Origin of the sequence: Actinomyces denticolens, from assembly GCF_002072185.1 — a bacterium.
GTDB classification, from domain to species: Bacteria; Actinomycetota; Actinomycetes; order Actinomycetales; family Actinomycetaceae; genus Actinomyces; species Actinomyces denticolens.
In genome coordinates this window covers 1-24,850 of the sequence record NZ_MVIW01000029.1, presented here as the reverse complement: position 1 = coordinate 24,850, position 24,850 = coordinate 1, and the positions used below count along the sequence as shown (strand labels likewise).

21 protein-coding genes and 1 riboswitch are annotated in these 24,850 nt (G+C 74.3%); of the genes, 5 read left to right on the top strand and 16 right to left on the bottom strand.

Annotated features, from left to right (window positions below):
- Positions 1–58 precede the first annotated feature (58 nt).
- Together B1H55_RS09030 and B1H55_RS09025 are read left to right on the top strand one after the other, a co-directional pair.
- Positions 59–1,918: an ABC transporter ATP-binding protein/permease gene (locus B1H55_RS09030; protein WP_077240917.1), complete on the top strand. Its 1,860-nt coding sequence runs from the start codon at positions 59–61 to the stop codon at positions 1,916–1,918.
- Complete coding sequence (locus B1H55_RS09025) at positions 1,915–3,780, top strand: amino acid ABC transporter ATP-binding/permease protein (RefSeq protein WP_077240406.1); 1,866 nt, start codon at positions 1,915–1,917, stop codon at positions 3,778–3,780. The genes B1H55_RS09030 and B1H55_RS09025 overlap by 4 nt, the downstream gene beginning before the upstream one ends.
- A gap of 35 nt (positions 3,781–3,815) precedes the next feature.
- Here B1H55_RS09025 and B1H55_RS09020 read toward each other — a convergent pair whose 3' ends face one another.
- The 5 genes from B1H55_RS09020 to B1H55_RS09000 form a co-directional block, all read right to left on the bottom strand.
- Entirely contained in the window at positions 3,816–5,165 is a 1,350-nt protein-coding gene (locus B1H55_RS09020) for a dicarboxylate/amino acid:cation symporter (RefSeq protein WP_073451297.1), read from the bottom strand.
- Positions 5,166–5,313: 148 nt separating this feature from the next.
- Positions 5,314–5,694: a DUF3017 domain-containing protein gene (locus B1H55_RS09015; protein ID WP_231952817.1), complete on the bottom strand. Its 381-nt coding sequence runs from the start codon at positions 5,692–5,694 to the stop codon at positions 5,314–5,316.
- A gap of 134 nt (positions 5,695–5,828) precedes the next feature.
- A complete protein-coding gene (gene purH / locus B1H55_RS09010) occupies positions 5,829–7,619 on the bottom strand; it encodes a bifunctional phosphoribosylaminoimidazolecarboxamide formyltransferase/IMP cyclohydrolase (RefSeq protein WP_080461692.1) in 1,791 nt (596 codons plus the stop codon).
- Positions 7,620–7,647: 28 nt separating this feature from the next.
- Positions 7,648–7,734: riboswitch (ZMP/ZTP riboswitch) on the bottom strand.
- A gap of 182 nt (positions 7,735–7,916) precedes the next feature.
- Entirely contained in the window at positions 7,917–9,038 is a 1,122-nt protein-coding gene (prfB, locus tag B1H55_RS09005) for a peptide chain release factor 2 (protein ID WP_077240407.1), read from the bottom strand.
- A gap of 356 nt (positions 9,039–9,394) precedes the next feature.
- Positions 9,395–9,913, bottom strand: a complete 519-nt coding sequence (locus B1H55_RS09000) for a flavodoxin (RefSeq protein WP_157750257.1) — start codon at positions 9,911–9,913, stop codon at positions 9,395–9,397.
- Positions 9,914–10,091: 178 nt separating this feature from the next.
- On the opposite strand from B1H55_RS09000, the gene B1H55_RS13105 reads away from it, so the two are divergent.
- The gene (locus tag B1H55_RS13105) at positions 10,092–10,253 is read left to right on the top strand and encodes a LacI family DNA-binding transcriptional regulator (protein WP_143163811.1); all 162 of its coding nucleotides are present in this window, start codon (positions 10,092–10,094) and stop codon (positions 10,251–10,253) included.
- A gap of 229 nt (positions 10,254–10,482) precedes the next feature.
- Here the strand turns inward: B1H55_RS13105 and B1H55_RS08990 are convergent, their stop codons facing one another.
- Positions 10,483–11,400 carry a LysR family transcriptional regulator gene (locus B1H55_RS08990; RefSeq protein ID WP_073451301.1) on the bottom strand — a complete coding sequence of 306 codons (918 nt, stop codon included), beginning with the start codon at positions 11,398–11,400 and terminating at the stop codon, positions 10,483–10,485.
- Positions 11,401–11,473: 73 nt separating this feature from the next.
- Between B1H55_RS08990 and B1H55_RS08985 the strand changes: the two genes are divergently transcribed.
- Positions 11,474–11,929 (top strand): CBU_0592 family membrane protein, encoded by a 456-nt coding sequence (locus tag B1H55_RS08985; protein ID WP_231952814.1) that lies wholly within the window; start codon positions 11,474–11,476, stop codon positions 11,927–11,929.
- 146 nt (positions 11,930–12,075) lie between these two features.
- Here the strand turns inward: B1H55_RS08985 and B1H55_RS08980 are convergent, their stop codons facing one another.
- The 7 genes from B1H55_RS08980 to B1H55_RS08950 are packed head-to-tail and all read right to left on the bottom strand — an operon-like array spanning position 12,076 to position 17,079.
- Positions 12,076–12,717 (bottom strand): glycosyltransferase, encoded by a 642-nt coding sequence (locus tag B1H55_RS08980; RefSeq protein WP_231952811.1) that lies wholly within the window; start codon positions 12,715–12,717, stop codon positions 12,076–12,078.
- Positions 12,714–13,196, bottom strand: a complete 483-nt coding sequence (locus tag B1H55_RS08975; protein ID WP_172575551.1) for a peptidase T4 — start codon at positions 13,194–13,196, stop codon at positions 12,714–12,716. Before B1H55_RS08975 ends, B1H55_RS08980 begins: the two co-directional genes overlap by 4 nt.
- Complete coding sequence (locus tag B1H55_RS08970) at positions 13,193–13,648, bottom strand: TadE family protein (RefSeq protein WP_073451304.1); 456 nt, start codon at positions 13,646–13,648, stop codon at positions 13,193–13,195. The genes B1H55_RS08975 and B1H55_RS08970 overlap by 4 nt, the downstream gene beginning before the upstream one ends.
- A complete protein-coding gene (locus B1H55_RS08965; protein WP_244156730.1) occupies positions 13,638–13,904 on the bottom strand; it encodes a hypothetical protein in 267 nt (88 codons plus the stop codon). Before B1H55_RS08965 ends, B1H55_RS08970 begins: the two co-directional genes overlap by 11 nt.
- A gap of 48 nt (positions 13,905–13,952) precedes the next feature.
- The gene (locus B1H55_RS08960) at positions 13,953–14,879 is read right to left on the bottom strand and encodes a type II secretion system F family protein (protein ID WP_080461691.1); all 927 of its coding nucleotides are present in this window, start codon (positions 14,877–14,879) and stop codon (positions 13,953–13,955) included.
- Positions 14,876–15,727 (bottom strand): type II secretion system F family protein, encoded by an 852-nt coding sequence (locus B1H55_RS08955; RefSeq protein WP_073451306.1) that lies wholly within the window; start codon positions 15,725–15,727, stop codon positions 14,876–14,878. The genes B1H55_RS08960 and B1H55_RS08955 overlap by 4 nt, the downstream gene beginning before the upstream one ends.
- Entirely contained in the window at positions 15,727–17,079 is a 1,353-nt protein-coding gene (locus tag B1H55_RS08950; RefSeq protein WP_231952804.1) for a TadA family conjugal transfer-associated ATPase, read from the bottom strand. Before B1H55_RS08950 ends, B1H55_RS08955 begins: the two co-directional genes overlap by 1 nt.
- 296 nt (positions 17,080–17,375) lie before the next feature.
- Here B1H55_RS08950 and B1H55_RS08945 point away from each other — a divergent pair, with 296 nt between their 5' ends.
- The gene (locus B1H55_RS08945) at positions 17,376–18,707 is read left to right on the top strand and encodes a phosphotransferase (RefSeq protein WP_077240409.1); all 1,332 of its coding nucleotides are present in this window, start codon (positions 17,376–17,378) and stop codon (positions 18,705–18,707) included.
- 141 nt (positions 18,708–18,848) lie between these two features.
- On the opposite strand, the gene B1H55_RS08940 is transcribed toward B1H55_RS08945, so the two are convergent.
- From B1H55_RS08940 to B1H55_RS08930, 3 genes are all read right to left on the bottom strand, one after another.
- Positions 18,849–19,169, bottom strand: coding sequence for a MerR family transcriptional regulator (locus B1H55_RS08940; protein WP_077240410.1), 321 nt, complete (start codon positions 19,167–19,169; stop codon positions 18,849–18,851).
- Positions 19,166–22,639, bottom strand: coding sequence for an ATP-dependent DNA helicase (locus B1H55_RS08935; protein ID WP_080461690.1), 3,474 nt, complete (start codon positions 22,637–22,639; stop codon positions 19,166–19,168). Before B1H55_RS08935 ends, B1H55_RS08940 begins: the two co-directional genes overlap by 4 nt.
- The coding region (locus tag B1H55_RS08930) for a UrvD/REP family ATP-dependent DNA helicase (protein ID WP_143222417.1) at positions 22,636–24,850 on the bottom strand (2,215 nt) is incomplete at its 5' end. The genes B1H55_RS08930 and B1H55_RS08935, both read right to left, overlap by 4 nt.

Below are 24,850 nucleotides of genomic sequence, written 5' to 3'. Positions count from 1 at the left end.
GGGACGATGGGGCTGCGATTCTGGCACTCGCCCTATGACCCGCAGCACAATGGGCCGCATGCCCGCCCCCACCGCGCTCCTGTCCCGCACCGGCCCCTCCTCCTCGCGGCTCCCGCTGGCGACGCCGTCGTCCAGGCGGGCCAATCTGATCTCCTTCACCCTGACCGTCCTCGCATTCCTGGCGCAGGGATGGTCGCTCATCTCGGCCGGGCGCGCGCTCGGCGCGCTCATCGAGGGCAGCGCCCCGGGTGCCCGGCTCGCCTCAGCGCTGGTCGCGGGCGCGATCTCGGCGCTGGCGGCGGCGGGGGCGCAGGCGGTGTCGCTGGGCAGCGCGGCCCGCGAGGAGGCGGCGCTGCGCCGCAGGGTGCTCGCCCACCTCATGCGGCTCGGCCCGGCCCGCGCGGCCCGGCAGCGCACCGGATCGACCGTGTCGGTGCTGGCCGACGGCGCCGAGCGCGTGGCCCTGTACCGGCAGACCTTCCTCGCCCCGACGATCGCCGCGGGACTCGCCCCGGCCCTCGTGCTCGTGGAGCTGGGCATCGCGGTGGACCCGGTTCCCTCAGCGGTCCTGGCCCTCGCCGTCGTCGGCGTGCCCGCGCTCATCATCGGCTTCCACAGGACGCTGCGGTCATCCTCATCGGGCTCGCGCCGGAGCCGGGCGCGCCTGAGCGCGGAGTACCTCGACGCCATCCAGGGCCTGACCACCCTCACCCTGGCGCGCGCGGCGGGGCGCACGCGCGAGCGGCTGCGCGACGCCGGGGAGCGCAACCGGCGCGCCGTCATGCGCCTGCTGGCGGGCAACCAGCTCGTCATCCTGGTCACCGACTCGCTCTTCTCGCTCTTCCTCATCTCGGTGGCGGCGGTCAGCGCCGTGGCGAGGCTGGGCTCGGGGGCCATCGGCGCAGGCGATGCGCTGGCGATCGTGCTGACCTCCTTCGTCCTTCTCGAACCACTGGACCACGTGGGGGCCTTCTTCTACGTCGGCATGGGGGGCCTGGCCAATCAGCGGGTCATCCGCCGCATTCTGTCGTCCCCGGATTCCGTCGGCGCCGGTGGCGCCGACGCGCCGCCGGATACCTCCGAACGGGCGCGGGCCGGGAGCGGGACCGCGACCATGGGCGAGGGGCCGGCCCGGCGCGACGGGAGCGGCGGGCCCGCCGGGGGCGTCCGCCTGCGGGGGGCGAGCGCCGCCTGGGAGCGCGCCGAGGTCCTCCACGGGGTCGACCTCGAGGTGGCGCCCGGCGAGCATGTGGCGGTCGTCGGCCCCTCCGGCTCGGGCAAGTCAACGCTCATGGCCCTGCTCAAGGGGGATCTCCTTCCCTCGGCCGGCGCCGTGGAGGTCGACGGCGAGGCACTGGCACCGGGGTCGGGCGCCGCTGATCAGGAACGGGTCCGCGCCGCGAGCGCCCTGGTGGCGCAGTCCACCTGGCTCTTCTCCGGTACCATCGCCTCCAACCTCCGCCTCGCCGCGCCGGGGGCCGGCGACGACGAGCTGTGGGAGGCCCTGACGGCCGCCAATCTCGCCGAGGAGGTCCGGCGGATGCCCAGGGGCCTGGCGACCCGTGTGGGCGAGCAGGGCCTGGGGCTGTCCGGGGGCCAGGCCCAGCGCGTCTCCCTGGCGCGGGCGGTGCTCGCCGACCGATCCATCCTGCTGCTGGACGAGCCGACCAGCCAGGTGGACCTGGCCGGGGAGGCCGCGATCATCGAGGCGATCGAGAGGGTCTCCGCCGGACGCACCGTCATGACGGTCTCGCATCGCGCCGGCGCGCTGATCGGGGCCGATCGCGTCATCACCGTCGAGGGCGGGCGCATCACCGCCGAGCGGCCCGGCTCGGGGCCGGCCGAGCGGCCCGGCACGCGGGCGGGCGCCGGGGCAGCATCCGAGCCCGGCCACGAGGCGGGGAGGGGCGGGCGATGAGCACGAGCCGCGCGAGACGGGAGTATGGCGCCCCGGGTGCGCAGGGCCCCCAGGGGACGCGGTTCCGCCCGGGCGGGGCCGGAGAGGTGGCCTCGGCCCCGTCCTCGCAGCCGTCCCCGCCGAGCCGTCGCGCGCTCATCGGCTGGCTCCTGCGCGTCACCCGGCCGGTCCTGGCGCCCCTGGCGGGCTCGACGCTGTGCCGTATCGCCGATCTTCTCCTGGGCTGCGCGATCCTTGCGATCGGGGCGGTCGCCGTCGTCCGTGCGGGCGCGCAGGCCGCCTCAGGGGCGGCCATCGGCATCCCCTGGGGACTGGCGGGGCTGCTCGCGCTCGTCTCCCTGCTCAAGGCGGCGCTGCGCTACGCCGAGCAGTTCCTCGGGCACTTCGTGGCCTTCAAGGCGCTGGAGCTGCTGCGCGGGGAGATCTTCTCCGCGCTCATCCCCCGCGCGCCGCGGGTCATGCTGGACTCCCGCTCGGGGGACCTGCTGGCGCGCGCCACGAAGGACGTCGACCGCATCGAGGTGTTCTTCGCCCACACCTTCGCCCCCGCCATCAGCGCCGTCGTCGTGCCCCTGACCGTGGTGGGAGTCATCGGGGCGACGACGTCGTGGCCGGTGGCGCTGACCGCCTCGGCCTTCTCACTGGCGGCGATCGGCGTGGTCCCCGCGCTCGGATGGCGGCTCTCGCTGGACTCCTCCCGCGAGGCCGTGGCGGGCAGGGCAGGGCTGACCCAGCACGTCACGGACTCCATCCAGGGGATGGCCGAGGTGGTGGGCTACGGGCACGTGGAGGGCCGCCTCGAGGAGATGGACGAGATCGACCGGGCCATCCAGGCCGCCGGAGCCCCGGCGCGGCGCTGGACGGCGCTGCGCCGGGGCGGCGCCCAGCTGCTCGCGCTCGCGGGCCCCGCCGCGATGATCCTCGTGGGCGCCGACGGCGTGCGCGCGGGGGCGTTCTCGGCGGCGGCCCTGGCCGGCGGCGTCGCGGCGGTGGTGCGACTGGCCGAGACCGCGCGGGGCGTGGAGGAGTTCGCCGCCGCGCTCAACACATCCTTCGCCGCGGCGGAGAGGGTGTGGGCCACCGTCCACTCCCCCATCGAGGTCGAGGACGGGCAGGGGGAGCTGCCCCGCGGGGGCTGTCATGAGCTCGTCTGGGACGAGGTGTCCTACGCCTACCCGGGCTCGCCGAGGCCGGCGCTCGAGGGCGTGTCCGTGCGCGCCGCGGCGGGCCGGTGGACCTGCCTCGTGGGGGTCTCCAGCTCGGGCAAGACGACCATGGGCCATCTGGCGCTGCGCTTCGACGACCCCGCGGCGGGCCGGATCCTCCTGGACGGCGTCGACATCCGGGGGCTGAGGGGCGACTGCCTTCGCCGCGAGGTGGCGCTGGTCAGCCAGAGCGCGCACCTGTTCCGGGCCAGTGTCCTGGACAACCTGCGGCTGGCCGCGCCGGGCGCGAGCGAGGAGGAGGTGCGGCGGGCCTGCCGGGACGCCGGGATCCACGAGGACATCGTGGCCCTGGAATCCGGTTACGGCACGATGATCGGCGAGCGCGGAGCCTCGCTGTCCGGCGGCCAGCGCCAGCGGCTCGCGCTGGCCCGGGCACTGCTGGCCCGGCCCGGGGTCATCGTCCTGGACGAGTTCACCTCGCACCTGGATCCGGCGCTCGACGCCCGGGTGCGCTCCCGCGTGCGCGAGCGCCTGGCCGGCACGACGGTCGTGGAGATCACGCACCGCCTGCGGTGGGTGGCCGAGGCGGACCACGTGGCCGTCCTCGACGGGGGCCGCGTCGTCGAGCAGGGAGCCCCCGCCGAGCTCATGTCAGCGGGCGGGGCGCTGACCCGGCTCATGGCCCGGGAGGCGTGACGGCAGAGGATGGAGGCAGGGAGGTGCCGGCGCTCTCATTCTCCGGGCCGGCCCGCGGCGGCGCTGGACGCGGCCAGCTCCTCGGGGCTGACCACGCCCTCGACGCTCACGCCGTCCAGGTAGGTCATGCCGTCGAAGGCGAGCTCACGGGCGTTCTCCGGATCCCCCTCGTGGCCGAGGCGGCCGTCGGCGAAACGGTCGATGGTGAGGGCGATGGCCGCGTCACCGGTGACATTGGTGGCGGTGCCGAAGGAGTCCATGGCGATGTAGGTGGCGAACATGAGGCCGACCTGGGCGTCGTCGAAGCCCAGCATGGAGGCGATGAGGCCCGAGGCCGCGGCGATGGCGCCGCCGGGGACGCCGGGGGCCGCCACCATCGTGACGCCGAGCATGAAGATGAAGCCGATCCACTGGGCGGCGCTGATCGTCAGGCCCTGGGTGAAGGCGATGGCGAAGGCGAAGGCGAAGATCTTCGATGTCGAGCCGGCCAGGTGGATCGTGGCGCACAGGGGGATGACGAAGGAGGCGACGGCGTCGGACACGCCCAGCTTCTTGGTCTGGCGCAGCGTGACCGGGATGGTCGCCGCGGAGGAGGATGTGCCCAGGGCCGTCATGTAGGCCGGCAGCAGCGTGAGGATCGCCTTGAGCGGGTTCTTGCGGCCTATGGCCCCGGCGGCGGTGTACTGGCAGGCCAGGATGACGACCTCGAGGACGAGAACGACGACGACCACGCGCACGAGCGTCCTCATGACGGCCCATGCCTCGCCCGTGTAAGCGAAGTTGAGGAAGATGCCGAAGATGTGCAGCGGCAGGAGGGGGATGATGATCGTCTCGATGAGGCGGGTGATGATGGCGCGGAACTCGATGAATCCCTTGCGCAGCACGCCCCGGGGCACGAGGGAGAGGCCGATGCCCATGACGAAGCTGAGGATGAGGGCGGTGAGGACCTCCACCGGCGGGGCGATCTCAAGGGTGAAGAAGCTCTCCAGGGCGCTCCCGGGCTCGGAGACGTCGCCGAGCGTCACGCCGGACAGGAGCGTGGGGAACAGGGCCGCGCAGGTCGCGTAGGTGACGAAGCCCGCGAAGAGGGTGGAGGCGTACGCGACGGCGGTGGTGACGCCCAGCCACTTGCCGGCCCCGCGCCCGAGGTCGGCGATGGCGGGGGTGACCAGGCCGATGATGATCAGTGGGATCGCGAATTTGAGGAACTGGCTGAAGATCGCCGAGAAGGTGGCGAAGCCGCGGCCCACGGGCGCCGGGATGATGGGATGGCCGCCCACGCGGATGGAGCCGAGGATGACGGCGAGGAGGATCGCGGCAATCACCCACAGGAGGATGCCGCCCCTCATGCGGCGCTTGCGCGCGACGGGCTGTGCGTTGGACATGTTGGGGCCTTCCAGATACCAGGGGATCGCCGCGTGAGCGCGTGATGACCGTGACAGCGGGGCAGGATCGCATAGTCGCCGCCGCGCGGGCAGGGGCGTCTGCCATCCGGGATGGGGCGGCCCCGTTCCGGCCGCCGGGGCGCCGGGGTCAGCCGAAGATGCGCGGCAGGTCCGCGTAGGGGGCGAGCACGAGGAGCGCCAGGGCGAGCAGCGCTCCGAAGACGACGTCGAAGAGCCGCGAGCGCGCGGAGATCCAGGTGCCCTGGGGGCGCTGGAATCGCATGACGACGAGGGTGAGGAGGAGGACGACGAGGGCGATGACGCCGAGGCGCTGGTGCCCCAGCAGGCTGATGGCGGGCACGACGGCGAGGCACAGCGCCACGGCGAGAACGCCGGCGCTCCGGTAGGTCTGGTGAGCTCGGCTGCGCGCGGGCGCCACGCCCTGCGGGGAGCGCGCGGGCCCGTCGGCCCCGTTCACGGGCTCGACCGCAGTGCCGGCGCCGGCGGCGCCGTCCCCCTCCTGACTCACGCGCCCACTCTATCCCCCGGCTCCTCCTGACCCCGGCCGCGGGCCGGGCCGTGGTGGGCGGGAGCGTCGACCGGGCAGTCCGATGATCAGCGGGGCCGGGCGGGGTAGGGGCGGGAGCGCGGGCTGGGGCGGCCTCAGTGGAAGAAGTGGCGCTGCCCGGTGAGGTACATGGTGATGCCCGCGTCCTTGGCGGCGGCGATGACCTCCTCATCGCGGATCGAGCCGCCGGGCTGGACGACGGCGCGCACGCCGGCGTCGATGAGGACCTTCAGGCCATCGGCGAAGGGGAAGAAGGCATCGGAGGCGGCCACGGCCCCGCGGGCCCGCTCGGGGGCGTCGCCGGAGAGGATCCGGTCGGCGTCACCCCCGCCGACGGAGCCGGTCTCCCCAGTCGCGGAGGCGGGCGCCGCGGCGTCGCCGGTGGAACGGGCGCCGAGGGTGTTGGCGCGCTCGACGGCCAGGCGGCAGGAGTCGACGCGGTTGACCTGCCCCATGCCCACCCCGACGGTGGCTCCGCCCGAGGCGAGGAGGATGGCGTTGGACTTGACCGAGCGGATGGCGCGCCAGGCGAAGCGCAGGTCGGCGAGGGTGGCGGCGTCGGCGGGCTCGCCGGCGGCGAGGGTCCAGGCGGCGGGGTCGTCGTCGCCGGCCTGGTGGGCGTCGCGCTCCTGGATGACGGCTCCCCCGGAGATCTGCTTGATCTCCCAGCCCTCGCGCTCGGGCGCCTCGACGGCGAGGATGCGCAGGTTCTTCTTGGCCTTGAGGATCTCCAGGGCCTCGTCCTCGAAGGCGGGGGCGGCCACGACCTCGGTGAAGATCGGCTTGATCTGGCGCGCCATGGCGGCGGTGACGGTGGCGTTGGTGGCGATGACCCCGCCGAAGGCGGACACGGGGTCGCAGGCGTGGGCGAGGCGGTGGGCCTGGGCGACATCACCGCTGGGGCTGATGGCCACGCCGCAGGGGTTGGCGTGCTTGATGATGGCCACGCAGACCTCGTCGCCGTGGTCGTAGGCGGCGCGCAGGGCGGCGTCGGTGTCCGTGTAGTTGTTGTAGCTCATGGCCTTGCCGGCCAGCTGCCGGGCTGCGGCCACTCCCCCGCGCGCGCCCGGGGCGGTGTAGACAGCGGCGCCCTGGTGGGGGTTCTCGCCGTAGCGCAGAGCGGTGAGGCGCTCATAGGCGGCCCCGACGTAGGCGGGGGGCGCGACTGGGCCCTCGGCGCCTGTGGGAGCGCTGCCGGGGGCCGTCCCGTCGCAGTCGGCCTCGGTCTGCTGGGCGAACCAGGTGGCCACGGCGGCGTCGTAGGCGGCGGTGCGGGCGTATGCGGCCGCGGCGAGGCGGCGGCGCTGGGAGAGGGTGAATCCGCCGTCGGCGATGGCGCGGGCGGCCTCGGCGTACTGGTCGGGGGAGGTCAGGACGGCGACGCCGGGGTGGTTCTTCGCGGCGGCCCGGACCATGGAGGGGCCCCCGATGTCGATCTGCTCGACGCAGGCGTCGAAGGGCGCTCCGGAGGCGACGGTGGCGGTGAAGGGGTAGAGGTTGACGACGACGAGGTCGAGGGGGGCCACGCCCAGGGCGTCGAGTTGGGCGAGATGGTCGGGCTTGCGGCGGTCGGCGAGGATGCCGGCGTGGACGGCGGGGTGGAGGGTCTTGACGCGGCCCTCGAGGCACTCGGGGAAGCCGGTGACCTGCTCGATGCCGACCACCGCGATGCCCGCGGCGGCGATGGTGGCGGCGGTGGAGCCGGTGGAGACGATCTCGATGCCGGCGGCGGCCAGGGCGGTGGCGAGCTCGATGAGCCCGGTCTTGTCGTAGACGGAGATGAGCGCGCGGCGCACGGGGACGACGTCGGGGTTGACCAGTCCCTCGGTGGGGACATGGGCGGTGGGCACGCTGGTGGGGGCTGAGGGGGCTGGTGAGGCGGTCACGGGGGGGCTCCTGTGGTTCCGGGGGTCGGCGGGACGCCCAGGCGGGCGACGTCCCCTCCACATGGGGCGGTCGCTCCCCGGTGGTGCCCCACCCTCGCCAGTCGCGACCGGTCCCAGGCTAGCGCGCTCCCGCCCCGGCCCGCCATACCTCACCACATCGAGACCGGTCGAAAACGCCACCGAAACCGGTCGAAGTGGCGATCGAGACCGGTTCCCCGCGCCTCTCGAACCGGTCTCGATCGCCACTTCGACCGGTCTCGGGAAAAGAAGAGGGGCAGCAGGGGGTGGGGGCGCGGATCAGTCCTCGGACTGCTCCTGCTGCTTGCGCCAGCGGATTCCGGCGTCGATGAAGCCGTCGATGTCGCCGTCGAAGACGGAGTCGGGGTTGCCGACCTCGTGGTTGGTGCGCAGGTCCTTGACCATCTGGTACGGGTTGAGGACGTAGGAGCGCATCTGGTCGCCCCAGGAGGCCTTGATGTCCCCGGCGAGCTCCTTCTTCTTGGCGTCCTCCTCCTGCTGCTTGAGCAGGAGCAGGCGGGACTGCAGAACGCGCATGGCGGCCGCGCGGTTCTGGATCTGCGACTTCTCATCCTGCATCGACACCACGAGTCCCGTGGGCAGGTGGGTGATGCGCACGGCGGAGTCGGTGGTGTTGACGGACTGGCCGCCGGGGCCCGACGAGCGGAAGACGTCGATGCGGATGTCCGTCTCGGGGACGTCGATGTGGTCGGTCGACTCGATGAGCGGGATGACCTCGACGGCCGCGAAGGAGGTCTGGCGGCGCCCCTGGTTGTCGAAAGGGCTGATGCGCACGAGGCGGTGCGTGCCGCCCTCGACGCTCAGCGTGCCGTAGGCGTAAGGGGCGTGGACCTCGAAGGTCACGGATTTCAGGCCGGCCTCCTCGGCGTAGGAGGTGTTGAGGACCTTGACGGCGTAGTCGTGGCGCTCCGCCCAGCGCGTGTACATGCGCAGGAGCATCTCGGCGAAGTCGGCGGCGTCGACTCCCCCGGCGCCCGAGCGGATGGTGACGACGGCGTCGCGCTGATCGTACTCACCGCTCAGGAGGGTGCGGATCTCAAGATCGGCCAGGTCCTTGGAGATGGCGGCGAGGTCGGACTCGGCCTCGGCGAGGATCTCCGCGGCGTCGTCGCCCTCCTCCTCACCGGCCAGCTCGACCATCGCCTCGAGGTCGTCGATGCGCTCGCCGAGCTCCTCGACGCGCTTGAGGTCCGCCTGCGCGTGGGACAGGGCGGAGGTGACCACCTGGGCGGCATCCGGGTCGTCCCACAGGTCCGGGGCGGCGGCCTGCTCGGAGAGCTCGGCGATGCGGGCGCGCAGGGCATCCGGGTCTGTCACCGCGGCGATGGAGGCGTAGGTGTGTCGGAGTCGTTCGATCTGAGCGGGGAAGTCAGTGGCCACCCGGCAAGACTAGTCGATCCGGGGTGCGGCGGGGCCGGGGCGGGCGCGGGGAGCCCGCCCGCCGACCGATCGGCGCCCCCTGGATGATTGATGCAGGGGGATGCAGGGGGTAGGTGCTCGGCGCGGCTGTGCGACGGGGATGGGTCAGAGTGTCCGGACTCAGCGCCGCTTACCCGGACACCGAGACCGAAGGACTCCACGATGGACGCTGACCTGGACACCCTGGCGACCGCATCGCAGCGCCCGTCCTACGATCCCTGACCGCCTGAGGCCACTAACAAACCCCACCACCAGGCCCCGCATCGATCATCCAGGAGCTAACGCGCTCGCGCAGCGAGGCGCCCACGGCGCCGGCCTCAGGCCTCCGCCCCGAGCCGCTCCAACCAGCGCCGCACGCCGTCGACGTTGATGCCGGCCTCCAGGCGGGTGCCAGGTCTCCAGTCGCCCGTGCTGGTCAGGGCGGCGAGCTCGCGCGCGCTGGAGCCCACTCCGGAGGAGAACGAGGTGCAGAACGGGATCACGGTCTTGCCCGTGAAATCATTGCCCCGCACGAACTCGTTCAGCACCCAGGAGGCCTCGCCCCACCACAGGGGGTAGCCGAGGATCACGACGTCGTAGTCGGCGAAGCCCGCCGGGGTCCCCTGCGCCAACTCGACATGGCGCCGGCTGCGGTCGACGTGCTCGCGCGAGACCCTGCTGCGCGGGTCGTTGTAGTCCAGGTCCGGCTCGGAGTAGACGTCCACGGGGATGAGCACGAAGGCGTCGGCCCCCAGCGCCCGGACGATGGTCTCGGCGACGCGCCGGGTGTGCCCGTGGGCGGAGTAGTGGACGACGAGAGTCCTCGGCCGGGAGACAGGGACGCTGCTGGTGGTCATCGTTGAGCTCCAATTCTCGGTCGTCGATTGTAGATCAGTCGACCATCGAGCAGAGCCGCCGACTCGTCGCTTGCTCATCGACAGCGCTCGACCCACCCACCTGGAGTGATGGACGCGCGCGCATGCCGGTGCCCCCAGCGGTCCTGCGCCCGTCCGCGACGTCGCTGAACGGGCAGGAATGTCGATCGGCACGGTGTCGCACGTTCTCAATCACCCCGACCGCGTAGCGCAGTCGACGCTCGACCGCGTGCGCGCCGCCATCGCCGCATCGGCTTCGTCAACGGCCCACCGACCGTGCGGCAGTCCGTCGACCGCCATGACGGCGTTATCACTGCGCTGACCAGCGTGCGCCAACCCATGCGGGAGATGGGGGCGGCAGCAGCCGACCTGCTGCTGTCCACCGACGGCACGATCCGGCACGTCGCCTTCCCCCTGAGCTGGTGGTGCGCGAGCCCACGGCGGGCAGCGCCACTCACCGCGCTTGAGCACGACGCGCCCATCCTCCCGCCCTCCCTGCTGGGATCGGGCCGAGGGGATCGGCTCGCAGAGGCGCAGAACCGGCACCCGCCTCAGCCCATGATGGTGCCCAGGGGGATCGTCTGCTCCAGCAGCGCCGACAGGACCGCGCGCACCGCCGGCCCGGGCTCGGTGCGCGTGGCGCGATGGCGCACGACGAGCTGGCGCGCGCCCAGGCCGGGCAGACGGGTGATGTGCACGTCGTCGGGGATGTCGCTGCTGCGCACGGCGAGCTCGGGGAGGAGCGCGTACCCCAGCCCCGCATGGGCCATGGCGAGCACGACGTCGTAGTCGTAGCCCACGTGCCGAGTGGTCAGGGCGACTCCGAGCTGCCCGGACAGGCGGGTCAGTGCGAAGGCCCCGGCGGTGGAGGGGTCGAGGGCGATCCAGGTGGCACCGGCCAGGTCCGCCAGCGACGTCGGCACGGCGCTGCCCGGGGGGACGACGACGAGCCAGGACTCATCGAGGATCGGCACATCGCCGAGGCCGCGGGGGGCCGGGGGCAGGGCGCGGGCGTCGCGCTCCAGGAGGAGGAGATCGAGCTCACCGCGCCGCAGGCGGGACAGGCCCGCGCGCTCCTCGACCTCCTCGATGATGATGTCGAGTCCGGGGCGATTGGCCTCCAGGTCGGCGATGAGAGGCAGGAGGATGGCGCGCACCGCGGTGGCGAAGGAGCCGACGCGGACCGTCCCGGTGGGGCTCGCGCCGTCGAGACTGGCGAGCTTGCGCTGGGCCTCGGTGAGCTCGCTCTCGATGCGCTCGGCACTCTCGGCCAGCACCCGACCGGCCTCCGTGAGGACCGCGCCGGTCGGGGTGCGATCCACGAGACGGGCATCGCACTCCTTCTCCAGAAGGCGGACGTGCTGGGAGACGGCGGAGGGACTCATATGTAACGAATCCGCAGCTGCGACCACCCCTCCGGAGCGCTGGACGGCGAGGAGGACGGACATCCGTCGAGGCGACAGGTTCATGAAGTAAAACTACATCCCCCATGCAGATACCTGCGATTGATCTTCAGCGTCAGGGGGTCCAGGATCGTCCCTCGTGACCCATCTCGTTCCCTCCCTCCTCTCCCTGGCCGGCTGGCTCGGCGCCGCCGAGCTCCTCTGGGCCTACGTCCTCATCTCCTCCGGCAGGCTGGCCGGTGATTCCCTCAAGTACCAGGCCCTCAACATCTCGGGCTCGATCATGCTGATGGCCAACTGCGCCTCCTCCGGCGCCTGGCCGAGCGTCATCGCGAACCTCTTCTACCTCGTGGTCGGCATCAATGTGCTCCTGACCGTCAAGCGCGCCTACATCGCCGGGCTCGTGCGCCGCGAGGCCGCCGCCGTCTCCGCCCGTTGGCAGCGCCCGGGGCCGGCCGGGCCGAACGTCGCCGCCGCTGACTCGACCGCGCGGATGGCCCCGGCCTCCACGCCCGGGATGACGATGCCCGTCGGTCATTCCGCGCCGACCACCCCGGCGGTTCCGGTCGTCGCCGTCATGAGCACCGCCGCCTGACCGAGCCGCCCATCGACTGGTGCGCTTCGCACCGAGCGGTGCCGTGCTCACCGAGCGGTGCGAGCTGCCCGCACCAGTGGGTGCGGATGGCGCCTGTGGGTGCGGATCGCACCGGTGAGCACGCATCGTGCGGATCCCCGCCCGCCTCAGGGCGCCGTCGTCGTCCGGGCCGACCCAGTGGCGCTGATGTCGAAGCCCTCGAAGGGCAGCAGCCCCCAGGGCAGGAAGGGCGGGCGCGAATGGGCGCTGAGCGTGACGACGGCGACCCTGCCCTCCTCGGCGCGGGCATCGCTCACGCTCACCCCGCTCAGGCCCCCGGCGCTCGCCGTCCCCGCATCCGCCTGGGCGGCGAGGTCGCCGACGGCGGCGCTCCGCACCGAGGCGTCGTCCATGGCCGCGGGCGCCGGCGGGAGGCCGTCCGGCGGGGCAGGGGCTCCTGATGAGCAGTCCCCGCAGGCCCCCGTGTCGCCGGTGCTCATGGGGGCGCCCTCGACAGTGCCTCCTCCCCCGCCCGCGTAATAGTTGTCGGGCGCCGTCCTGCCCGCCCCCGCCGCGGCGGCGGAGTCCGCCATGGCGGTCAGGCGCTTGACGTCGAGGTAGACGGCGGTCACCGAGGCGATGCTGAGAACGAGGGCGAGCACGACGGCGATCATCCCGATCCCGAGCAGCATTGCCTGCCCGTCCTCGGCCGCGCAGCGGCGGCGCGCCGCTCCCATTCCCTCTCGCCGGCGCCCCATGGCGAAGGGGGTGCCCGATCCCCGGGCGTCGCGGGCTCCGATTCGCCTCACCGACGGCCTCCCGGATCCGGGGCGATGCCCTCAACGGTGCTCACGGGGCGCACGGCGGAGATCGTGACGAGATCGTTGCCGATCCCGGCCTCGGACACGAGCGGCAGGTCGACTCCCACCTCCACGCGCACCGCCCTGGGCCGGGCGCAGGCGGAGTCCTCGCAGTCGAGGGTCAGCGCGGTGGCGGGGTCGTCGTCGAGGCCCTGATCGGCCAGGGCGAGGCCGACGGCGGCGCGGGCCCGCACCGGCCCCTGGCCGTCGGCGCCACCAGCGCTGATCTCCATGATGCGAGCGGCGGAGTCGGCGGCGCTGGCGACGGCCAGCGAGGCCGCCTGCGCCTGGGCGAGGGCGACGATGAGGTAGAGGATCGGCACGACGATGGCCACGCTCCAGCCGATGAACTCCACCGTGGCACTGCCCCGCTCCCCCTGCGCCTGTCCCGGCGCGGGAAACCGCCCGGCCCTCGTCAGCCGGCTCATGGCGCCGCACCGGCCCGGGCGAGGGCGGCCTCATCGAGGGCGCGGCCGCTCACGCGCAGGGTCCCGCCGGGGCCAAGCAGCCCGAGGACGGGAAGGGGTGCGCTCGCCTCGACCTCCACCACTGGCAGGCCGTCGCGCACCACGCGCCGGACCCGCACATCCGTGACGTAATCGTCGGCGAGGGCGGCGCCCACCAGGGCCCGGACGCGGGCGGACGCCTCCTCCTCGGTGCCGCCGGCCAGCGCGGCGCGCCTGGCGCCCTCCCCTGCGGCATCGGTGAGGACGTTGCGGGCGTATAACCCCAGGGCGAGTTGGAGGAGGGCGACGGCCACAGCGATGACGAGGGCGCCGACCATGACGAACTCGGCGATCGCGGAGCCCTCCTCACCACTCCCCCGGCCGGGGGTGCGCGCGTCGCGGGGCGGGCACGGCCCGCAGCGCTCAGATCGCACCGGTCACCTTGCTCATCGCGGAGGTGAAGATGTTGACGAGGGCGGGCCCGGCGACGGTCCACAGAGCGACGACGAGCCCGGCGGTCATGAGGGTGACGAGCACCCATCCGGGGACGTCGCCGCGCTCGGGCGCGAGGGAGCGACAGGCCCGGGCGCCGAGATCCCTGGCGCGCCGGGACCAGCCGATCAGGGCGGGGCCCAGCGGGGCGCTCAGACGGGCGGCCGCGCGCAGGGCTCTGCGGGAGTGCGTGCTCATGGTGGTTCCTTCCATGGGTGGGGCGGGGATCGGGGCGCGGCTGGGCGGTCAGATGCCCAGGCGCAGGACGACGAGCCCGGGGTAGAGGGCGAACAGGACGGTGATGGGCAGGACGAGGAAGACGACGGGCACCATCTGGGCGATCTCGCGCCTCCCGCCCTCCTCGATGAGGGCTCGCCGGGCGGCTTCGCGGGAGTCGGCCGCCTGGGCCCGCAGGACCTCGGCCAGGGGCGTCCCGCGCTCCATGGCCACGATGATGGCCTCGCAGAGCCGGGACAGGGCCGGGCAGCCGCAGCGGGCCCCCAGGGCCTCGAGGGCGGAGGCGAGGACGGTCCCCGACCGGATGTCGGCCAGGGTCATGGCGAGCTCGTCGACGAGGTCGCCGCGCCCTCGCCGGGCGACCCTCTCGATGGCGTCCACCGGCCCCTGACCGGCCCCGACGGCGAGCGCGAGGAGCTCGACGACATCGGGCAGCTGGGCCTCGATCCTCGCGGTGCGCCTCCTGACCGCGCGCGAGAGCCACCAGTCACGGGCCGCCGCCCCGGCCATCGCCGCGATGAGGGCGCCGAGCAGCACGATGGGGACGCTGATGGGCCGCAGGAACGAGGAGACCAGGCCCACCCCGAGGGCGGTGGACAGCCCCATGCCCGCCCACACGAGCTGCTGGACCCTCAGCTCGTCGTAGGTGAGGTGGGAGCCGGAGCGGGCCAATCGGCGTCGGACCGAGTCCGCGGACGAGCCCATGGACTCCAAGAGGCCGCCGAGGCCGGCGACTGCGGCCAGCAGCAGGCCGGGGACGGTCCTCCCACCGGGGCCGGGGGCCCGCAGGAGGGAGGATCCGCGCGGCCGCTCCTGCGCGTAGGGCTCCAGGCGGGCGACGAGGCCGGGGCGCCGCCGCGACAGGCCCTGGAGGATCAGGAGTAAGCCGAGGGAGGCGAGCAGGCCGACCAGTGCGCCGAGGATATGGTCGCTCATCGCAGCACCCGCTCCTCCTCGGGCAGGCGCCCGATCCTCAGCATGAGGCGGTAGGCGACCACGCTGACCGCGGCCCCGATGAGGAGGACGAGGGCGCCGCCGCTCGTGGCGTAGGCGGCCGCGGCCTGGGGGCGCGTGGACAGCAGGGCCAGGACCAGCCAGGGCGCGGCGACGGCGACCCGGGCGCCGTTGACGGTCCAGGACTGGCGGGCCTCGAGCTCGCCGCGGGTGCGCATGTCCTCGCGCAGCATCCGGGCCAGGGATCGCATGAGTTCGGCGAGCTCGGTGCCGCCGACCTCATGGGCGAGGTGGAGCGCCTCGACGATCCTGTCGGCGACCGGGTCGGCGAAGCGGGATTTCAGGCGCGCCAGGGACTCGTCGAACCGCGCCGTGGCCGCGTAGTCGACGGCGAAGGCGGCGAACTCGGCGCGCACCGCCTCCGGGCCCCGCTCGGCGAGGCCGGCCAGGGCCTCGGGCAGGCTCATGCCGGCCCGGATCCCGGAGACGAGCGTGTCGACCGCCTCTGGCCAGACCTCCCGCAGGCGGGCGCGTCGGGCTCGGGCGCGCGAGGAGATGAGGAGGAAGGGGAGGAGGGCGGCGATGGCGCCGAAGGCGATCGCGATGCTCCCTATCCCGGTGGCGCCGAGGAATCCGAGGCCGACGACGGCCCCGGCCCCGAGGCTGCCGGTCGCGAAGGCGGCGGGGCTGGTGCGCCCGGCGCCGGCCTGGACGAGGAGGTCGCCCAGGCGCCGGGAGCGCTCAGAGTGCCACTGCGGGGGCTCGCTCGTGCAGGCCTGCCAGAGGAGGACGAGGCCGAGGCCCGCCAGGAGCCCTGCGACGGCGCCCATCAGAAGGCCTCCCGCGCGTGGGAGACGTGGGAGATCGGCGCTGCCGGGGCGGTGCGCCGCGGGGCGGTCACAGCCGCCCCGGGCATTCCGGGCGTCGGCGGTTCGGCGGCGGGGAGGGGCGTCGCCCGGCCGGCGGCGAGGAGGGAGGAGAGGTCATGCCCGGCGCGCTCATAGCGCTCCTGGCCAGACGGCAGGCCGGTGCCGCGGACGAGGCGGTCATCATCGTCCCGGTGGAAGAGATCGGCCAGCTCGATGACGCCGTTCTCGACCCGGCCCGTGACGGCGCGGACCTCCCGCACGGTGCGGTGGCCGGCGGCGTCGAGCCCGAGATGGACGACGAGGTCGATGGCGCTGGCGACCGTGGGCACGACGAAGGCGGCGGAGACGTTCTCCCCGGCGAGCAGGGGCAGGGTGCAGATCTTGATGATGGCCTCGCGGGCGGAATTGGCGTGCAGGGTGGACATGGCCGGCAGGCCGGAGTTCATGGCGATGAGCAGGTCGAGGGCCTCGGCCTCGCGGACCTCGCCGATGATGAGGCGGTCGGGGCGCATGCGCAGGGCCTCCTTGATCAGGCGCCGCAGGGTGATCTCGCCGGCGCCCTCGAGGTTGGCGGGCCGGGTCTGCATGGCCACGCAGTCGCGGTTGCGCAGGGAGAGCTCGAAGACCTCCTCGCAGGTGATGATGCGCTGGCCAGCGGGGACGGCACCGGCCAGGGCTCTCACCATGGTGGTCTTGCCGGCCTGGGTGGCCCCGGAGACGAGGATGTTGAGACCCGCCTGGACGGAGGCGTCGAGGAAGGCGGCGGCCCTGGCGGGCAGGGAGCCGAGCCGGACGAGGTCGGCCAGGCGGCCGGCGCGGGCCATGTGCTTGCGGATGTTGACCGCCCAGTGGGCGCCGGTGATGGGCGGGATGACCACGTGGAGGCGCTCGCCGCCGGGCAGCTGGGCGTCGACGAAGGGGCTGGACATGTCGAGGCGGCGCCCGGAGGCGCGCAGCATGCGCTCGACGAGGACGCGCAGGTCGCCGTCGGCCAGGAGCGTGGTGGTGAGCTCGGGGCGGCCCGAGCGGGCGACGAAGACTCGGTCGGCGCCGTTGACCCAGATCTCCTCGACCTCGTCGTCGTCGAGATAGCGCTGGAGGGGGCCCATGCCGGCCAGGGCGTCGACGATGCCGGCGGTGGCCGCCTCAGGATCGGGCAGGGGCGGGACGAGCCCGGCATCGGCGCGGCCGAGGTAGTCGGTGGAGGCCTCCTTGACGAGGCTGGCGAGGGAGCCGGGCTCGGAGAGGGGGTCGATGCCGCGACGGCGCACGAGCTCGCGGACCTCGGTGTGCAGCAGCGTTGCGGCGTCCATGGGTTTCCTCGGTGGTCGAGCGGGAGACGGGGGCGTCTGGCTCGGGGGACCAGTCGAGGTCAGGGGCCGGCGCTGCGGCCGGATCTTGGCTCCGATCTGGGGGATCGGGCGCGAGCCGAGACTAGGCGACGATCCGCGCCTCGCGCTACCCCCGGCGACGAACCTGTGGATAACCGCCTGGAGGGGAGGGAGGCGCTTGTGGAGCCGCTACTGGCCGCCCGCCCGCATCGCTCACCAGGTGAGCGGGGCAGGCGCGGCGGCTGCGCGAGGCGGCGCGCCTCGCCTACGGTTGGGGCATGACGCCCACGGACCCCACCCTGGACCCGGCCACGGGGACGAGTACGGAGACAAGCCCTGAGACGAGCGCCGAGATCGATGCGGAGATCGGCGTCGCGGCCGCCGCCGGGATCAGCGCTGAGACGGACGCGGGGGCCTCCCCCGGCGCCCCGTCGGGCTCGCGCGGCCAGGGGAGCGAGCACGGGGGTCCGTCCGACGGTGAGCAATCCTCGCCCACCGATGCCGCCGGGGACGTCCCCTCCCCTGAGCGCGCCGACGCCACCGGGGCGGCGGGGGCGCCGGTCAAGCGCCGTTCGGCGCTGGCCCTGGCCGCCATGGCGTCGATCGCGGTGCGGGGCCTGGACCCGGCCCGGCTGGCACTGCCCCAGTTGGATTCCGCGCATCTGAGGGTGGTCGGCGTCGTCGACACCCGGGGACGCCACTGGGAGGTCCACGAAGCCCTTGACGACCTCACCGGCGCGGAGCTGGTGGCCGAGGCCGAGGTGCTGCGGCGCATCGGCAGGATCGTGGACAACGGGCGCCTGTCCTTCGACGTTCCCCGGCCCGCAGGTTTCCTGCGGCGCGACGGCGCCTGCATCCAGGTCCGCTCCCATACGGCGGGACGGCCGATCAATCTGACATCCCTGCGCCCGGGGCCCGGTCTGTCCGCAGGGCTCGGCAAGGCGCTGGGGGAGTTGCACGAGCTGCCCACCACGGTGGTGTCGGAGGCGGGGATGCCGGTGCGCGACGCGAACGAGGTGCGGGGCTCATGGCTGGCGCTGCTCGATGAGGCCGCGAGCACGGGCAAGGCACCCTCCTCGGTGCTCTCGCGCTGGGAGCAGGCCCTGGAGGACGCCGCGCTGTGGCGCTTCCGGCCGGTGGTGGTCCACGGTGACATGGCGGCGGAGAACGTCCTGACCGCCGGGGGCACCGTGGTGGCGATGAGCGGTTTCGCCCAGGCGCATGTGGGCGACCCGGCGGAGGACCTGGCCTGGATCTACTCCTCGGCGCCCCTGGACTGCCTGGACTCGATCGAATCGGCCTACGACTTGGCGCGCTCGGAGGGGGTGGACCGTCACCTGCGCGACCGCGCGGAGCTGGTGAGCGAGATGAGCCTGGCGCGCTGGCTGCTGCACGGCGTCCACTCGGGGGACGAGTCGGTCACCCGGGACGCGGTGGCGATGCTTGAGGACCTGGCCGAGCAGGTGGGCGACGATCCGATCGTCGACCACCATGAGCCGCGCCTGGCCTCGGTGCCGTCCGATTCCGCCCTCGAGGCCGCCGACGAGATGGAGGCGGTGACCTCGGAGGTCCCCGCGCCTCTGCGGGCCGTGCCCAGCCCGCAGGAGTAGGGGCGAAGTGGCGGGGTTTGAGGATTGCTTTCCGCCCAACTGCCCCGTCGGCGGACGGATTCGTTGGAATCATGCGGTTGTTGACGGCTCAACTCCGCGCACTCGGCCGAGCAATCCTCAACCCTCGCCATATCCTCGCGCTCAGGCGATCGGGGCGCAGACCTCGATGCGCCAGACGGCGTCGTCACCGGCCAGGATGGCCGGCAGGGCGATGGCGATGCCCTCCAGGCCCAGGCCCGCCTCCCGCAGGCGGCGCACGGCCGTGGCCGGCAGGATCTCCGCCTCCGTGTAGTAGCGGTACCCCGTGAGGGGGTCCACGCTGGAGGGGGAGAACAGGCCGATGGCCTCGTAGTGACGCAGCCTGCGCGCGCTCAGGAGGGTCATGCGGGAGAACTGCCCGATGCCCCACCGGGGAGCGGCGCCGGAGGATCCTGAATGAGGAGTGGGTTGCGCGGCGGTCATGGCTCCAGGCTCGGGTCTTCCACAGTGTCAAGGTCAAGGGAGTCCCCCGGGGCGGCCGCGCCGGGGGCGAGGAGGCTCTCGACGGCATCCAGTGGCAGCAGATCCGCCGGTGTGAGCTCGTCGACCTCGCCCAAGTCCACATAGGCATAGGCGGCGCGCACCCGGTCCGCCGGCATCCCCTGACTGGCGGCCCAGGCATGGACGTAGACACTCAGCTGGCCCACGGGGACGCGGCGGCGCCCGGTCTTCCAGTCGACGATGAGCCAGGAGCCGTCCGGGGCGGTGAAGACGGCGTCGATGCGGCAGCGCAGCGTCGTGGCGCCCACCGTGAGTTCTCGCTCCACCTCGGTGGCGCGCAGGGCGTGGCCCTTCAGGAGGGGCAGGGATTCGGCGGTGGCTAGCCAGCGCTCAATGCGCTTCCGATCTGCCGGGGCAAGGGCGTCGGGGACGCCCGCGTCGGTGAGCGGGATGAGGGCGGCGCGGCCCGCGAGGCGCTGGGCGATCGCGTCGTGGAAGACGGTGCCGAGCCGCCCGGCGGTCCGTGGCTCGGGCGGCAGGGGGCGGCGCAGGTCGAGGGCGAAGGCGGCGGGGTCGGCGCGCAGGCGGTCCAGGCTCGTGGCCGCCAGGTGGGAGGGCATGCGCACCCCGGGGACCTCGCGCTCGGCCCGGCGTCGTTCGGCCAGGAGGAGATCGGCCTCGGCCTCCCATCGGGCCACGAGCGGGTCTGCGGGCACTGTGGGCACTGCGGGATCGTCTCCGGCCTGCGGCGCGTCCGCGCGGCGGGCGGAGTCGACGGCGCGGGCGGCCGCGATCCTCGCCGCGCGGGGGCTGCCGGGCTCGGCGGGGTGCTCCACCGGCCACCAGGCCGAGGCGGTGGCGTCGTGGAGGGGATTGGAGGCTTCGTCGTCGATCTCGGTGATGCCCGCGCCCCAGGGGGTGGCGGGCGAGGTCCCTCCTCCGCCGCGCAGGATCTCGGCGAGGAAGCGGGACATGCGCCGCGGGGTCTTGCCCGTCTTGACGAAATGCGATCCGGTCAGGAGGAGGTCATGGCGGGCACGGGTCACAGCCACGTAGGCCAGGCGTCTCTCCTCGGCGATGGCGTGGCGGCCCAGGGCCAGCGTGTACTGCTTCCACATGTCCTTGACATCGTCCTTGTCCACATGCGGGGGCTCCAGGGCGCCCAGGCCGAAGGGCGGCAGCTCACCGGCGTCGGCGCGCAGGGGGTGGGGGAACTCCTCGGTGCTGGAGGTCCAGGAGCCGGGCGCGATGGCCCCGTCCTCGCGCGCCTTGCCGCGGTAGGAGGGGAAGGCGATCTCGGTCATTCCGATCACGGCGACGGCATCCCATTCCAAGCCCTTGGCGGCGTGCATGGTGAGGAGCTGAACAGCGCCGGGCTCGGGGGTGGGCTCGGGGGCGTCGAGCCCGTTCTCCTCGGACTGGGCGACCTGGAGCCAGTTGAGGAACCCGGCCGGGGTCGGGGCCTCGATGTCCGCGGCGTACTGCTCGGCCACGGCCCTGAAGGCGTCAACGGCGCGCCGACCGGCCCGCTGGGGGCCCATGGCGGCGATCTCGATATCGAGGTCGAGGGCCTGCTCGGCGATGTCGATGATGTCCGGAAGCGGTAGGGCGAGGGCGGCGCGGACCCGTCGCAGGGCGCGGGCCAGGCGCAGGGCGAGGGCGCGCCCGGCCTCGGACAGGCCTTCGATGGGAGCGTCGCCGCCCGGTTCCTCGGCGCGCCGGGCGATGGCCTCCAGTGCCTCGGTGAGTAGCGGCGCCTCGGGGGCCTCCTCCCGGCCGTCGACTGGGGACTCGGGCGCGGCGCCCCCGGCGGGGCCGGCGGTCCCGGCCCGCCGCTCCGCGGGCCGCTGCGGGCCGCGGGTGTGGCGGCGCGCCAGGGCGTGGAGGGCTCGCAGGTCGGCGGCGCCGATGTCCCCGGCGCTCAGCAGGCGCATGAGGCGATCCCCCCGCTCGGGGTCCGCGGCCGCGGTGATGAGGGCACGGAGGTCCGCGACCTCGGGGACGCCGAGCATCCCGCCGATGCCGACGACCTCGTAGGGGATGCCGCGCGCCTGGAGCGCGTCGGCGATAGGGATGAGCTGGGAGCGCGTGCGGGACAGGACGGCGAGCTCGGCGCGCGGCCCCCAGCGCCGCGCCATGAACTCGGCCACCGCCCCGGCCTCGGCGAGGGGATCGGGCAGGAAGGCGACGTTGACGGCGCCCTCGGCCAGGCCCGCGGCCGCGGGACGGGGGACGAGGCGCGTAACGGGGATGCGCTCCACGGCGGCGTCCCCCGGCTGGGAGCCGTGGTCGCGCAGGGGGGCGGAGATGATGTTGGCGGCGTCGAGGATGCGCTGGTCATTGCGCCAGGCCGTGGACAGGGGCAGCACGGGCGTGGCGAGCGCTGGATCCGCCCCCGCGGCCAGGGCCTCGGTGCCCGCGGGGTTGAAGCGGGCGTGGAAGGAGTCGAGGGCCCCGGCGCTGGCGCCGCGCCATCCGTAGATCGCCTGGTTGGGGTCCCCGACGGCTGTGACGCCTCCCCCGGCGAAGAGTCGGGAGAGCAGGAGGGTCTGGGCCACCGAGGTGTCCTGGAACTCGTCGAGGAGGACGGCGGGGTACTGCTCGCCGAGCGCGCGGGCGGCGCCGGGGACCTCCTCGACGATCCGGCAGGCCAGGGCGATCTGGTCCCCGAAGTCGACGAGCCCGTGGCGGCGCTTGTGCTCGCGGTACTCGGCGGCGAGCTCGAGGAGGGCGCGCTGGGTGGCCATGGTCTCCGCCCTGGTCTTGAAGATGCCGGCCAGGCCTCTCACGCCGGCGAGTCCCGCGAAGAGGTGCTGGAGGTCATCCAGGCCCTCAGCGGCCTCCTCGACGCCGAGCAGGTTCTCCGACAGGGCGCCGTCGACGCGCAGGACGGCGCGCACGGTGGTGGGAGTGGGGTCGAGGGGCAGGGGCGTGGCGCGCTCGGCGAGCATGTCGTCGACGATCTGCCAAGCGCCCGCCGCGGTGATGAGGGTGGCGTCGGGGTCGACGCCGATGCCCAGGCCGTGGTCGCGCACGAGTGCGGCGGCGAAGGCGTTGTAGGTGGAGATCGTGGGCTCGCCGAGTTCGGCGCCGCCATCGGCCCGGCCCGCTTCGGGCAGGAGCCCCGCCTCGGCGAGCTGGCCGAGGCGGGTGGACACGCGCGAGGCGAGCTCGGCGGTGGCCTTGCGGGTGAAGGTGAGTCCCAGGACCTGGTCGGGTCGAACGGCGCCGCTGGCCACGAGGTGGACGACGCGCTGGCTCATGGTGGCGGTCTTGCCACTGCCCGCACCGGCGACGACGAGCAGGGGGGTCAGGGGGTGGGCGATGACGCGGGACTGCTCGGGCGTGGGCGCGGGCAGGCCGAGGGCCTCGGCGAGCGCCCGGGGGCCGAGACGCGGCTGCGGCGAGGGGCCGGGCCGAGCGGCACGATCACCGGTCTGGGGCTCGCTCATGGGAGGGTCCTCCTCCCCTCGTCGACGGCGGGGCAGGCGTCCTTGACGGCGCAGTACTGGCAGTGGCGGCCCGTGGTGGCGAGCAGGCGCGGTCCCCGGGCGGCCTGGGCGGCGCGGGCAACGAGGGCGGCGGCCCAGTCCTCGCCGGTCTCGGGGTCGGGGATGGGCGCGAGGGCGGCGGTCTCCGGGGCCAGGCGCACGCCGCCGTCCTTCTTGCGCGGCTCGGCGCCCAGGAGGACGAGCGCCCCGCCGTCGACCCGGTAGCCCAGGGACTCCAGGGCGAGGCGGTAGGCGGTGAGCTGCGGGTGGCGGGAGGCGTCTCCCTCGCCCGCGCTCTTGCCGGTCTTGAGGTCGATGAGGCGCAGGCGCTGGCCCGTGCCCGCAGGCAGAGGGGCGCCCGGCTCACTGCCCGCGGCGGGGATCTCCCCCTCGATGGCCTCGAGGCGGTCGATGCGGCCGCGCAGGCGCACCTCGATCGCGGCTCCGGCAGTGCCGCCCGACGGCGGGGCCCCGCCATCGCCCCGCCCCTCCCCTGCGTCCGCGGAGGGGGGCAGCGGCAGGGCGAGGGTGGCGTCGATGGCGCGCTCGACCTCCACCTGACGGGGCACGGCGGTGAGGTGCGCGTCGAGGCGGCGGATCATCTCCCGGGCGCGCTCGGCCTCGAGGGAGCCCATCCAGGTGGACGGGAGTCCGAGCTCGGGCAGGCGTACCTCGAAGGCCTCCATGAGGGCCTGCCCGCGCAGGCCCTCGCGCTGCGCCTGCTCGGCGAGCGAGTGGATGAGGGTTCCGAGCGCCTGGGCGCCCGTGGGAGGGCCGCCGGCGCCGTTGCGCTGGAGGAACCAGCGCAGCGCGCAGGTGGTGAGGCCCTCGACGTCGGAGGGGCTCACGCGCACCGGCTGGCCGCCCGTCACGAGGGGCTCGGCGGAGGTGGACTCGGACAGCCCGCCCCAGGTGGCCGGATCGGCGCCGGCCACGCCCGCCCCGGCCAGGCGCGCGAGCAGGGCGGCGGCGCTGGCGCCCCGCTGGCGCGCCAGCGCCGTGGCCTGCGGGGACTGGGCGGACAGGAGCGCGTGGCGGAGTTCGCCGGTCAGGCCGCGCAGGGTGAGGTCGCCGGTGTCCGGCGCGATGAGCGGATCGCCGTCGGCACCCACCACGGGGATCCCCGCGGTGGCGGCGATCTCGATGAGGAAGGAGGAGGGGGCGTTGTCCGCGTCCTGCACGGCGGTCACCAGGAGGCGGCGGGCGGCCCGGGTGAGGGCGGCCAGCAGCATGCGGCGCTCATCGGCGCGCACCTGGGCGCGGGCGCTGACGGGGTCCATAGCCCCGGTCGGGGCGCCGTCGGGGCCGATGGGAAGGCGGCCGGTGGCGGCGTCCACGAGCAGGCCGGAGCGGGTGAGGGAGTCGCGCAGGCGCAGATCGGGCCAGGAGTCGCGGCCCAGCCCCATGACGGCGACGACGTCCCATTCGCGGCCGGCGGCCGCGGCGGGGGTGAGGACGGCGACGCCCTCGGGGCGAACCCCGGCGGGGGCCACGGAGTCGGAGGGCAGGACCTCCGCGGCCAGCTCGGCGAGGAAAGCTGAGGCATGGCCCCCGGGGTGGCGCTCGGCCCAGACCTCGGCGCGTTTGAACAGGGCGGTGACCACGTCGAGGTCGCGCTCGGCGGCGCGGGCGAGCGGCGCCCCCTGACCGCCCGCCAGCGCGAGGGACCGCCAGCGCTCGGCGCAACCGGAGGCGCTCCAGGCCGCCCAGAGCAGCGCCTCGGCGTCAATGCGCCCGGCCGCCCCCGATGGCTCCGCGCCTTCTGCCTCCCCGGGGTTGCGCGACCCGCTCCCCGCGACGACGCCCCGCAGCGCCTCGATGATCCGGGCGGCCCGGGCCAGGCGCGCGGCCTGCTCGGCCAGGGGGTCCTCGGCCAGCTCCGTGGCGAGCCCCTGACCGGCGCCGGCGGAGGCGAGGGCGGTGAGCAGGTGCTCGTCCGGGGAGGCCTGGGCGGGGCGGTCCTCGCGCAGACGGCGGCGCAGTCGGCGCAGGTCCAGGAGACTGAGGCCCACGAGCGGGCTGGTGAGCAGGTCGATGGCGGCGGCGCGCTCCGGCGGCTCGCCCACCGCCCCGAGGCGGCCGTCGATGGCGGCGCGGGCCGCGTCCAGCAGGGCCGCGGCGGCGGGCTCGGCGCGCAGCAGGACGGCGGGGGCGGAGGCCGTCAGGGGCACG